The organism is Paenibacillus sp. TC-CSREp1, from assembly GCF_050171015.1.
GTDB classification, from domain to species: Bacteria; Bacillota; Bacilli; order Paenibacillales; family Paenibacillaceae; genus Paenibacillus; species Paenibacillus silvae.
The window spans coordinates 1-11,799 of sequence record NZ_JBNOKM010000003.1 but is presented as its reverse complement, the minus strand read 5'-3'; the positions used below and the strand labels follow the sequence as shown (position 1 = coordinate 11,799).

At 47.9% G+C, this 11,799-nt stretch carries 9 protein-coding genes; 6 read left to right on the top strand and 3 right to left on the bottom strand.

What is annotated here, in order from left to right; all coding sequences use genetic code 11:
* Positions 1-203: 203 nt before the first annotated feature.
* Positions 204-698: a DinB family protein gene (locus ACQSGY_RS04625; RefSeq protein ID WP_427050870.1), complete on the top strand. Its 495-nt coding sequence runs from the start codon at positions 204-206 to the stop codon at positions 696-698.
* Positions 699-792: 94 nt separating this feature from the next.
* Here the strand turns inward: ACQSGY_RS04625 and ACQSGY_RS04620 are convergent, their stop codons facing one another.
* Together ACQSGY_RS04620 and ACQSGY_RS04615 are read right to left on the bottom strand one after the other, a co-directional pair.
* On the bottom strand, positions 793-1,296 hold the full coding sequence (locus ACQSGY_RS04620; protein ID WP_427050869.1) for an N-acetyltransferase family protein: 504 nt from the start codon (positions 1,294-1,296) through the stop codon (positions 793-795).
* Between the two features lie 460 nt (positions 1,297-1,756).
* Complete coding sequence (locus tag ACQSGY_RS04615) at positions 1,757-2,809, bottom strand: M23 family metallopeptidase (RefSeq protein ID WP_427050868.1); 1,053 nt, start codon at positions 2,807-2,809, stop codon at positions 1,757-1,759.
* A gap of 222 nt (positions 2,810-3,031) precedes the next feature.
* Between ACQSGY_RS04615 and ACQSGY_RS04610 the strand changes: the two genes are divergently transcribed.
* The 3 genes from ACQSGY_RS04610 to thrS all read left to right on the top strand — a co-directional run bounded on the left by ACQSGY_RS04610 (position 3,032) and on the right by thrS (position 8,042).
* Positions 3,032-3,793, top strand: a complete 762-nt coding sequence (locus tag ACQSGY_RS04610; RefSeq protein ID WP_289374929.1) for a response regulator transcription factor — start codon at positions 3,032-3,034, stop codon at positions 3,791-3,793.
* Positions 3,790-5,535: a sensor histidine kinase gene (locus ACQSGY_RS04605; protein ID WP_427050867.1), complete on the top strand. Its 1,746-nt coding sequence runs from the start codon at positions 3,790-3,792 to the stop codon at positions 5,533-5,535. The genes ACQSGY_RS04610 and ACQSGY_RS04605 overlap by 4 nt, the downstream gene beginning before the upstream one ends.
* A 518-nt stretch (positions 5,536-6,053) precedes the next feature.
* Positions 6,054-8,042: a threonine--tRNA ligase gene (gene thrS, locus ACQSGY_RS04600; protein WP_427050866.1), complete on the top strand. Its 1,989-nt coding sequence runs from the start codon at positions 6,054-6,056 to the stop codon at positions 8,040-8,042.
* 195 nt (positions 8,043-8,237) lie between these two features.
* Here the strand turns inward: thrS and ACQSGY_RS04595 are convergent, their stop codons facing one another.
* On the bottom strand, positions 8,238-9,101 hold the full coding sequence (locus ACQSGY_RS04595) for an SDR family oxidoreductase (RefSeq protein ID WP_427050865.1): 864 nt from the start codon (positions 9,099-9,101) through the stop codon (positions 8,238-8,240).
* A gap of 579 nt (positions 9,102-9,680) precedes the next feature.
* On the opposite strand from ACQSGY_RS04595, the gene ACQSGY_RS04590 reads away from it, so the two are divergent.
* Together ACQSGY_RS04590 and ACQSGY_RS04585 are read left to right on the top strand one after the other, a co-directional pair.
* On the top strand, positions 9,681-10,223 hold the full coding sequence (locus ACQSGY_RS04590; RefSeq protein ID WP_427050864.1) for a hypothetical protein: 543 nt from the start codon (positions 9,681-9,683) through the stop codon (positions 10,221-10,223).
* A 96-nt stretch (positions 10,224-10,319) separates the two neighbouring features.
* Positions 10,320-11,057 carry an MBL fold metallo-hydrolase gene (locus tag ACQSGY_RS04585; protein WP_427050863.1) on the top strand — a complete coding sequence of 246 codons (738 nt, stop codon included), beginning with the start codon at positions 10,320-10,322 and terminating at the stop codon, positions 11,055-11,057.
* Positions 11,058-11,799 lie beyond the last annotated feature (742 nt).

Genomic DNA, 11,799 nt, shown 5'->3' with positions numbered 1-11,799 from the left:
GACGACGATGTATACGATTCAGCATACCCAATTCAAGGGTATGTTTTTTGTTTTCTCCAAAAATTCATCTAACAAGAGGAAATATAGGTGAAGTTCGCATTTACTCCTTCTATGTTCTATGCTGATTAAACAAGATTACATATGTTCCATTGAACATATAAAAACCGTAATGTTATTGTAATAAACCTACAGAGAGGATGTTAATGATGTTTGAACGTAATGATGAAATACGCAATCAAATCTGGGAGGCTATCTCTGGATTAGATGAAGATCACTTGAATCAGAAGCCTTCACCCGAACAGTGGAGCATTATACAAGTGCTGCGGCACTTGAATCTTATGGAAAATGTAATCACCAAGCAAGCTCGTCTTGCATTGGAAAAAGAACAAAATGTGTCCATTGAGAAAAAACCTTATGAAATGTCTCTGGACCGCAGCCGATCCGTTGAAGCCCCTCCTCATGTGCAGCCACCAACTGACCCTGAGGCACTTTCGGATATTCGCAACGATCTGGCTGCGTCTCATCGCGCACTGGAGCAGTTTGCACAGGAGCATGATGTTGCCCTGCTACGCAGCAAGTCGTTCCCGCACCCGGCTTTCGGTGAGATGGATCTTGCGCAATGGGTCGATTTTACAAGCTATCATGAGGAGCGCCATCTGGGACAGATTCTGGAGATCAAGCAGCAGCTTGGCTTGTGATACCATAAAACGAACAAAACCTCCGCAAGCCACGTCATCGTGGATACGGAGGTTTTCCTATATTTACGTTGAAGCCGCAGGCAATCGGCTCCAGTCAGATTTTTTTACCCAGAATGACCAAATCCCGATTCACACCGTCCAGCACAGCCACCTCGGGATAGAATCCCCACTGTTCAAAGCCATGCTTGCGTAATAACCCCAGACTCGGCTCATTGTGCCCAAACACAAAACCAAGAATTGTCGTTACCCCCAGTGCAGGACATGCGTCAAACACTGTCTCCAGCAAACGGCCTCCTGCGCCGATCCCCCGGCAATGCTGATCCACATACACACTCACTTCTACCGTGCCATTGTAAGCAGGACGCCCATAAAATGAACTCAGACTGGCCCATGCCATCACCTGCCCATCCAGCTTCATTACCCACAATGGACGACGATCCGGCGAATGCTCATTGAACCATGGCAGGCGCTGCTCTACCGTCACCGGCTCCAGATCTGCCGTTACCATACGGCTTTCGATCGTAGAATTATAAATGGCTACAATACCTGGCAAGTCTTCAAGACGCGCGTATTCAATCTGCACCTTTTCCAGTTCCATTCCGATTCCTCCATTAACGTTTATAAGTTGAACTAAAAGATTTTACACAATCACTCTAATGACAGAACAACCTGGAGAGTAGCTGTTATCCCCAGATTTTTTCGATTCCCTTTAATAAAGGAAAAAATCCGGTGATAAACGTATGCTTCCGAAGCAGCTTTCTTGCAGAAAGCTTTCAGGCGAACACTTCGCTTTTTCAGGTTTTTTCTGTCCTCTCCGTTCACGTGTAAATGAATAGTAAAACTTATATCGTCCAATATTAGTATACGCCCAGTTCAAAGCTTTAATATAAAGGCTATTATAATGGAAAACGGAAGCTGGCGTACAGCATGTAGATATCCCGACATCCCAACATCCAATGAATCTGTGATACTCCGTATCCGACCTCACTTTTATCCCACGTCTACAGAAGTGGGCTTTCTCGTTCGGGGATTCTGTAAAATGCTAACCCTTGTTCAGATTACTCTGGCAATCCCTGTACTGTATTTCCCCGCGTCAACTCCTGGCTCTGATCAGCCCAGCGAATATTGAGCGAACGCGAAGTGAACAGGTCTGGACCATCGGATACCTGAAAGTGCAAATGAGCTTCACTGGAGTTGCCTGAATTACCTAAATCACCGATGTGATCCCCCTGCTTGACTTGATCCCCTTTTTTCACCGCTACACTGCCTTTTTTGATATGCCCCGTGATACTGTATTCTTTATTACCGTGATCGATAACCACATAATTACCCGCTGGTTCTTCCGGATTCATCACACCAGGCACATTATCCTCGATATCATTTTTGATCTCCACTACCGTACCATCCGCAGCAGCATAGAGGGGCTGACCAAAGGCATAATAGTTGGCGTTATTCTTAGCGTCTCCCTGATAACTCGCCCCGTCTTTTGTCTGAACAATATCGAGTGCATAGCGCTGTGTTTCATGCTCGTAATGATAATTTTCCAGAACACTATGGCCTCCCCAGAAGACATACATCTCTCCTTTCATCGGAAAATGAAACTCGGTCTTGGTCAGCTTGTTATCTGTATCGGGATGAGATTCCAGTAGAGTAATGCTTAATCCGGCAATCTGATGATCTTCTGTAAAATAAGCGAGGATCCCCTTGGTTCCTGTATCGTCTGTCCACGCATGTTCCGTCAAACCATTCATCTCAGCATCCACCATCTGCTTCCACGACTTCACTCCTTTCAAAAAGCTGTCAGCAGACGCCTTGAAATCTTCCAAGGATACAGCTTGCTTCATATCAGGAGTAAACTGATTATAAATTGCATCTTTGGAACCCTTCGTCAATGTATCAATGAGATTGTCCGGTGTTACCTGTTGATCTGTCGAACCCGCATTTTGTTCGTTGCTTGAAGTGTCACCGTTTTCCTTTTGATCCGTCGCCTGTTCTCCAGCTTGCTTTTCAGCCTGCACTGCCTCATCGGAGGTAATTTTGTTACTTGTACAAGCAGATAGTACAGCAAACGCTGTCACCGTCAGGAGCAGCAGTTTCCATTTCTTATTCATCATTCAACACCCTTTCTGTTTATCTTTTCTTTCTTCTGTCAAATCTACATCATGAGTCTTATGCTTCGTCTAACCCTCACTTACATCTAGTTAAATTTATCGCCAGACTTTAAACGTCATAATTAAGGTTCTGTTAAGACAACAACTCTTCCAAGCTGTCTCAAGAATGATATGATATGAACAATATACTGAAAAGGAATGACAAGGAGGCAGTTTAACACCATGGATCACGTCTCGCTGCTGCTTGTTGATGATGAACAAGCGATTTTGCATATGCTCAAAACCGTGCTGCTCAAAGAACAGTTTCTCGATATCGACACGGTGACTACAGGCGAAGCTGCACTCGAGGCCTGCAGCAATAAAACGTATCATTGCATCGTGCTTGATATCATGCTTCCAGGCAGAAGTGGCCTGGAAATATGTCCTTTTCTACGGCAAATTACGGATGCACCTATTCTGTTTCTGACCGCCAAAACAACAGACTATGACAAGCTTACAGGCTTCGCCGTTGGCGGTGATGATTATGTTGTCAAACCATTTAATCCGCTTGAGGTGGTCGCACGCATCAAATCGCTGCTGAATCGTTACCTGCCTTCCAAAGCTTCAAACGTTCAACAAAACAATCAGGAATACGTAAAAACGTCATCGCCTAATACACCGCAAGGGGTATATAACTATGGTCGTTTTCAGGTGAATGAGCTGGCCGGAGAGCTTCGTGTCGAAGGAAAGGCTGTCACCTGTCCGGCACTCGTGTTCCAACTACTGCTCTTTTTTTGCAAGCATCCTAACCGAATCTTCACCAAATCAGAACTGTATGAACGCGTATGGGGCTCGGAAGCCATCAGCGATGATAACACCGTTATGGTGCACATCCACCGTATTCGGGAACGTATCGAAGCAGACCCGTCCAATCCGGTATTTCTCGTCAATGTGCGAGGTCTGGGATACAAGCTGGTTCAAGCTGGAAGTGCCGTGCAGACATGAGTATTCGCCGCAAATTAATGACCCGGTTTATCGGCATGCTTACGGGTACTGTGCTCCTGATTATTTTGTTAGGTTCACTTGTCACCTTCTGGGTTGTACAGAAAACCAATGAAGTCAATTTGGTGGATGATTTTGTAAACTACGGCTTGGATCAGCTTATTAATACAGCGGAGATCCTGCCGGATAACACCATACGCTACGATCCCGATCTGTTGAAGCAGGTGGATAAAAATAAGGGATGGCTGCAGGTTCTGGATGAAAAAGGGGCTGTAATTGACGATTACCACGTCCCGCCTGATGTCCCGAGCTCCTACAAACCTGGTGAATTAATCGCCTATTGGGTAGCCGAAAAAGCGTTCCCGTACCAACTCTCCATGCTCATCAGAGAGAAAGACGGGAAGAATTTCACATTGTTATATGGTGAAAAGAATGTTGCCACATCGTTAATGGATCAGGTCCGTGCAAAGCTCTTGTATGACCACGGAAAACTTACTGTAAAGCCAGCTGAGCAGCAGGCTTTTCGAAAATCAAATGCTTATCTTCAAGTTCTGGATACCTACGGGAAGGAGATCACATCCTATAATAAACCGTCTTCTGAAGTGCCTAGTGAATACAGCATTCAGGATCTTGTTCTCAAGGTACGTTATCCCAATCGTTCTGGCATCTCTGTATCAACGTGGTATGACGAACAACATGAAACGACTTGGCTGCTCAGTGTACCAGTTCAGGCATCCATTACGGATGAGACCAATCCCTACGCTTTCATTTTGGAGCCAGCACTGATCGTCTTGATTTCGTCCATCATTGTACTGCTGGTTTTGGTGGCATTATGGTACGCCAATCGCTTCGGTTCCCCGATGCTGCATATGCTGCAGTGGCTGCAGCGTCTGGAGAAAGGACACTACGAGGAGCCTGCAGGAGTTTCGGGAATTCCTCGAAGTCAGCGTCGCAATGGTAAATGGAAGCGTAAATATCAGGTGTATGGCGAGGTGCTTCATTCCATGCAGGCGTTATCTCATACACTCAAGCAGAATGAAGAACAACGGAAACAGACGGATTCTCTTCGAGAGGAATGGATCGCTGGCATTACGCATGACCTCAAGACACCTCTTTCTTCCATTCAGGGCTACGCTCATATGCTGGAAACGGACAAGTACAGCTGGACGACAGAGGAAGTCCGGGAATTCGCAGGTATTATGATAGATAAATCAATGTACATGGACAGGCTTGTGAATGACCTGGCGATGACCTATCGGCTGCGGAGCGGAGGATACCAGCCTGAAGTCAAACGAAGTGACGTAAATGCGCTACTTTGTGATCTTGTGCAGCGAGCCGAGCGTAATCCTGCCTATGGGGAGAAGCGTATTCTTTTTCAACCTGCTGACAAGCCTGTATACGGGCTGGTGCACATTCCTTCTTTTGAACGAATCGTAGATAATCTGACCGCTAATGCACTGCTCCACAACCCGCCAGAAGCTACTCTTGTTGTTCGTGTGCTTAACGGTGAACGAGACGGTGAATTTACGATTGAATTTGCTGACAATGGTCAAGGCATGAGCCCCGAGATGGTATGGAAGCTGTTTGAACGATATTATCGGGGTACGGATACAGGCACTTCTGACATCGGGTCCGGGCTCGGCATGGCGGTCACCAAAGGTCTGATCGAAGCGATGAAAGGACGCATTGAGGTCCGCTCTGTACCAGGGGAAGGAACTACTATTCGACTGATCTGGGATTCATAATTGCCCGATTCAATCTTGCACTTGACCTTTCCATTTTCAGTCTATATAATCGACACTCAAGTAACACCTGTTCCAAATGGTAATATGAATGTTGAACATTTCTGGATCAACGTATCTGAATTTTACCTAAAGAATTCGATTCGCATGGTCCATTCATATTTGGCAATGACCAGAGACATGATTTCGTTTGCGTGCTGCCCAGAGAGAGAAGGGATTGGTGAGACCTTCTTCAGCGAACGGACCGAAGTTACCCCTCTGCAGCCGTGGTCTCGAACCTCCGTTTAACTGCTGCCGCGCCTTCGCGGGATACCATCAGTCCAAACGGTCAGTAGAGTTCACCGCCTGATCCCCGTTAATGGATTCCAATGAGGGTTATGATGTGTCTATTTCCGGCGGCTGGCCGAGAATGGACTGCACCATAACCAAATTAGGGTGGAACCACGAGCCAAGCGCACTCGTCCCTTTTCCGGGACGGGTGTTTTTTGCGCTTCCATCACACATATTGGAGAGTGGTTCACATGAGTCAAGAGAACAAACAAAAATTTGAAAACAACACTGGTTCCCCGGGCAATCCGCAGTCTGAAGTACCTGCAGCGTTAATCGAAGTTCGGCTGCAAGGCGGAGATCTCCGTTCTTACGATGCGGGCACTACTGTGGGTGAGGTTGCCTCTTCGATCAGCACAAGTCTTGGCAAACAGGCCATCGGCGGTATTGTGAATGGTCGACATGTCGATCTGAGCGAAAAGCTGGAGCAGAGCTGCGAATTGATCATCGTGACTTTGGACAGCGAGCAAGGTGTGTACAGGTATCGTCACAGCACAGCCCATGTGCTGGCACAAGCACTGAAACGATTGTATGGGGCAGACCAGGTGAAGCTGGGCATTGGTCCTGTCATCGAGGATGGATTTTATTACGATGTGGATCTGGAGCAGTCCCTCTCCATCAGCGATCTTGAAGCGATTGAGCGGGAAATGAACAAGATCATTCAGGAAAATTTTCCGATTCACCGCAAGGTGGTTAGCCGGGCGCAAGCTGTGGAGTTATTCGAAGCCATTCAGGACCCTTACAAGCTGGAGCTCATCCGGGATCTGCCGGAGGATGCTGAACTGTCAATCTATGAGCAGGGTGAGTTTTTCGACTTGTGCCGCGGCCCTCATCTACCTTCCACTGGCAGCATCAAGGCGTTTAAGCTGCTGAATGTGGCAGGTGCATATTGGCGCGGCAATTCGGACAACAAAATGATGCAACGCATCTACGGCACTGCTTTTCCGAATAAAGCCCAGCTGGAGCAGCATCTTCATCTGCTCGAAGAAGCGAAAAAGCGGGATCACCGCAAGCTCGGCAAAGAGCTGGAGCTGTTTATGTTCTCGGAAGAAGCACCCGGCATGCCCTTCTATCTGCCCAAAGGCATGACTGTTCGTACAGAGCTGGAGCAGTTCTCACGAGAGCTGCAGCTGCAGGAAGGATATCAGGAGGTCCGCACTCCGCTCATGATGAACAACCGTCTGTGGGAGCAGTCCGGTCACTGGGAGCACTACAAGGACAACATGTATTTTGCGGATGTGGATGACGCCACTTTTGCATTGAAACCGATGAACTGCCCGGGACATATGCTGATTTTCAAAAACACACTGCATTCCTATCGCGAATTACCCATTCGCATGATGGAATTTGGTCAGGTTCACCGTCATGAATATTCAGGTGCCCTGAATGGCATGATGCGTGTGCGGACTTTTTGTCAGGACGATGCCCATCTCTATGTGATGCCCGAACAGATTGAAGAGGAGATCAACCGGGCCATCTCCCTGATTGGACGGATGTATGACATTTTCGGATTTGACTATAAAATAGAGCTGTCTACACGCCCGGAGGATTCCATGGGCTCGGAAGAATTGTGGGATCAGGCGGAGCAGGCGCTGCGAAACGTGCTGGACGCCCGTGGTGTGGAATACCGCATTAACGAGGGCGATGGTGCTTTTTACGGTCCCAAGATTGACTTTCATATCCTCGATGCGCTCAAGCGCAGCTGGCAATGCGGAACAATCCAGCTTGATTTTCAAATGCCCGAAAAATTCGATCTGACATACATCGGTGAAGACAGCCTCCGGCATCGTCCGGTCGTGATCCACCGAGCCATTTACGGCTCCATCGACCGTTTTATCGGTATTCTTACAGAGCATTATGCAGGCGCATTCCCGCTCTGGCTCGCTCCTGTGCAAGTGAAGCTGATCCCCGTATCGGAACATTATGCAGACTATGCACTTCAGGTGCAAAGCCAGCTGCGGGCAGCCGGAATACGTGTGGAGACAGACTTGCGCAGTGAAAAGCTCGGATACAAAATTCGCGAGGCCCAGCTGCAAAAGGTTCCGTATTCACTGGTGCTCGGGGAACAAGAGAAACATGCCTCGTCTGTCTCTGTCCGCGCTTACGGTCAGGGGGATCAAGGCATGAAGCGTGTTGATGCTTTAATTGAGGAGATTCTGCAGACTGTGAAGAATAAGGCTTGAACAAAGAAGCTTCTTGCAGGCTGTTAGCGCAGCGTGACATGAGTCATGTGGAATGACCAGACATGCTTGTAATGATTAGGCGTGACTTGAAATGTCGTGCTTGACTTGTGGTGGATAGGCGTAATAAGAGATGACGTGGCTTTGATCTGCTTCAAGTGACAAGGGGGTGCATCGCATCATGCATCTCAGGTCAGATTACAATCTTTCTTCAGGTTGCAGTCCGACCTGCTCTTCACTCCACGTCCATAACCGCTCAGCAGCCGCATCATCCAGGGCGTGGTTCTTCAGGCGCTCTTCCTTCTGCCGGTAGAAGTAACGTCCGGTCACTCCGACGACATCTGGACTTGTCGCCAGATAGATCGCTGTCCGGGCCCCTTCCTCCGGTGTCAGGAAAAAGGGAAGCTTGCTTGCAAAAGCCATAATGCGAGTGCCGAATCCGGTGTTGCGGTCTACTCCGATGCTGGTTCCAACTGCACCGGGATGCAGGCAATTGGCTGTAACCGAGGTTCCCGCAAGCCTGCGGGCAAGCGAACGGGTAAAATATACGTTAGCGAGCTTGGACTGGGCGTAACCTTTGATCGGGTTATATCCTTTGTGGAAATGCGGATCATCAAAATGAATTTTTCCGGCTTTATACGCACCAGACGAGACATTTACAATGCGCCCCTGCTTCGCTGCCTTCAACGGTTCAATCAGAAGCAGAGTGAGCAGAAAATGTCCCAGATGGTTAATGCCGATGCTCTGCTCGAAGCCGTCCGATGTCTCCTTGCGTTTTATCATCACTACACCTGCATTGTTCACCAGCACATCGAGCTGCTTATGCCGCTCGCGGAAGCTGCGGGCAAACTGGCGTATGCTGTCCAGCGAACCGAGATCACAGAGCATCAGCTCGATCCGGGTAGAGCCAGACTGGCGCAAAGCCTGCTGAAGCGCCTCCAGTCCTCTCTTTTCGCTACGGCAGGCCATAATGACATGATACCCCTGCCTTGCAAGCTCGATGGTAGTTGCCAAACCCATGCCTGAGTTGGCTCCCGTAACAATTGCAGTCTGAATAGACATATGGTTCTTCCCTTCTGAACCGGAGGTTCTGTGAATTGTTTTTGCCCCGAAAGCGTGTGCGGAATTTTGTTCCAAAATATGAGATAATAAAGCGATACTTTAATATATAAGTGTTGAACTAAAGATTTTACACAATCCTCCGATGACAGAATAACCTTCCAATCGCTGTTATCCCCAGATTTTTTCGATTCCCTTTTACAACGGGAAAAATCTGGTGATAAAGGCGAAGCTTATGCTTCCGATGTAGCTTTCTTGCAGAAAGCTTTTAGCTCCGCTTTTTCAGGTTTTTTCTGTCCTCTCCGTTCACGTGTAAATAAATAGTTCAACTTATATAGCTCACTATCTTGATCTCTTTAACAACCAGCATCATTGTAAACCCTTGATGGATGTACCGGAGCTATGACGATCTTTAGCAACTATTATCATAGTAATCCATTTAAAAGCTTTCGTCATAGCGGTTTCTCGATGAACCGGAGTTATCGCGATTCTTTAATGAGCATAATTAAGGTGATCTTTTTTTACACCTATCATCAGATCGTTATCCATTCACATCTCGGTATTCATGGGAGGACAAGTCGTATGCTGACCCAAGAGGAATTCAAACACGTGAAGAAACTCGCCAAGCTTGAGATCCATCTGCTCGAACAGGAATATCACGATATTCTGAACCATGTCGATTCCGCTATATATGAACACTACGAATGGCTGGATGAAGAACAAACGAGCGAGCTTGTCCGTAAACGAAAAAACAGAAGATACGCTTCGCTCACCGTGGAATTATGCTCGATTATGGAGCAGATGCTGCTGCAGCTCTACAAACGTACGTATCAGAAAAGGTTTAATTCGACCCAACTCATGAAAACTCCTGCATACCGGGCACGCACTAACATGGAAATACTTGAAGCCGAGCTTGGCAAACAGCATATCGTTCTGAAGGCGGGCAAAGAGCAATGCAGCACCACACTTCATCAGGTATTCCAGACTAGGAACCGGCTGATTCACGAAAACTTTTCGTTCGTAGCTGTCGTCAAGGACGGAAGTAATGAGGAAGAGACGTTTGAATGGATTCTGCATGCGGTGAAAAAATACAGGAAACATCTCAAGTATGAAGGCTTGGCATAAATGAATGTGTGAAAGATTAATAATGCCTGCATGTCGTTATCTTGAAAAACTACATTTATTAAAGGAGGTGTTCCGGATTCATATCCGGAAAAATATATGAACCAACCGATCCCATCCATCACCGTGTTACAGCTGCATATTCCAACACCAACAGGCAAGAACCCGATCCATCCCGTCCTGCTTCGTGACGAAGACGGCTATACCCTTGTTGACACAGGCATGATTGGTCAATTTGCCGAGCTGGAGGCCACACTCGAAGACCTGAATGTATCCCTCTCCGATATCAAACGTGTGATCCTGACTCATCAGGATATGGACCATATCGGTAATCTGGGCGCCCTGCTGGATGCCATCCCGGGTCTGGAGGTCTGGGCTCATGCGGATGAAATCCCGTATGTTACCGGTGCACAGCCTCTGATCAAATTCACGTCGGAGCGCCGGGCCATGCTGCCCGCCCCTGTCCTGGCGCTTGCCGATCAACTGCTAATGCAGCTGCCTGAGATTAACATCAGCAGAACGTTAGCCGACGGAGATATCCTGCCGCTGCAAGGCGGGACACAAGTCATTCACACACCTGGGCATACACCAGGTCATCTGTGTTTGTATTTTGGCGAGCAGCAATTCCTGCTTGCTGCCGATGAGCTGCGTGTCGTTGACGACGAACTGGTCGGCCCCGCACCTCCAGCAACTCCCGACATGCCAGAAGCGCTGCGCAGTCTGAAAAAACTCACAGGCTTGAAGCTGAATAAAGTCCTCTGCTACCACGGGGGAGAATATACGCAAAACCCTGAGAAACGCATTGCCGAGCTTGCGGAGAATCCCGAAGAAGCTTGAGCATCGTACGGGTAGGGCATAGTGATTGCAAAATCATGATCACCACTGGATGATTACGATTGGATGGCTATACTATGGCTAAATGATGCCTCAATCGTAATGATCGCTCGATCTCTAGCCCGTTCCAACTTTCTTGAAAGCAGCTGTCCCATGTCAGAACATTGGCGGAGGGCAGCTGCTTTTGTTTTCATTTTATACGATGAGAGAGTATCTGACGCTTGCCTTGCGCTCTTGTCCTTTCGTACTTGTGCTTTATCTTCTCGCCTTTCGCGGTTTGCTCCAACCTCCGCCTTCACCTCTTGCCTCTTGCTGTTCAACCTCCGCCTTTCGGCCTCCGATCTCTGCCCTTCACTCTTCACTCGCCGGCTTCCACTTTCCGACCTTCACTCTTGACTCTTCATCCTTTGCCCACCAACCTTCGCCCTTCGCTCTCCGACCATTATACTCTCGTCTCCATCCTCCGATCCTCGATCTCGACCTCGAACCCTTCACTCTTCATCCTTTGCTACCAACCTTCGCCCTTCGCTCTCCGACCTTTCTACTCTCGCCTCCAGCCTCCGATCTTCGACCTCGACCTCGGACCCTTCACTCTTCATCCTTTGCCACCGACCTTCACTCTTCGCCTCTCGCTCTCCGATCTCCGCAGAATTCTAACGATTCCCAGAACACTAGCCATGCAAATAACCTAACATTATAAATTAATATTTTTAGCAATTCTCTTTAACAGTGAAATAAAGAATAT

What these genes read in the sequence shown, in the direction of transcription:
- thrS (WP_427050866.1), top strand. Translation starts at nt 6,054, where the DNA reads ATGAGTCAAGAGAACAAACAAAAATTTGAAAACAACACTGGTTCCCCG.
- ACQSGY_RS04605 (WP_427050867.1), top strand. Translation starts at nt 3,790, where the DNA reads ATGAGTATTCGCCGCAAATTAATGACCCGGTTTATCGGCATGCTTACG.
- ACQSGY_RS04610 (WP_289374929.1), top strand. Translation starts at nt 3,032, where the DNA reads ATGGATCACGTCTCGCTGCTGCTTGTTGATGATGAACAAGCGATTTTG.
- ACQSGY_RS04595 (WP_427050865.1), bottom strand. Translation starts at nt 9,101, where the DNA reads ATGTCTATTCAGACTGCAATTGTTACGGGAGCCAACTCAGGCATGGGT.
- ACQSGY_RS04625 (WP_427050870.1), top strand. Translation starts at nt 204, where the DNA reads ATGATGTTTGAACGTAATGATGAAATACGCAATCAAATCTGGGAGGCT.
- ACQSGY_RS04585 (WP_427050863.1), top strand. Translation starts at nt 10,320, where the DNA reads ATGAACCAACCGATCCCATCCATCACCGTGTTACAGCTGCATATTCCA.
- ACQSGY_RS04590 (WP_427050864.1), top strand. Translation starts at nt 9,681, where the DNA reads ATGCTGACCCAAGAGGAATTCAAACACGTGAAGAAACTCGCCAAGCTT.
- ACQSGY_RS04615 (WP_427050868.1), bottom strand. Translation starts at nt 2,809, where the DNA reads ATGAATAAGAAATGGAAACTGCTGCTCCTGACGGTGACAGCGTTTGCT.
- ACQSGY_RS04620 (WP_427050869.1), bottom strand. Translation starts at nt 1,296, where the DNA reads ATGGAACTGGAAAAGGTGCAGATTGAATACGCGCGTCTTGAAGACTTG.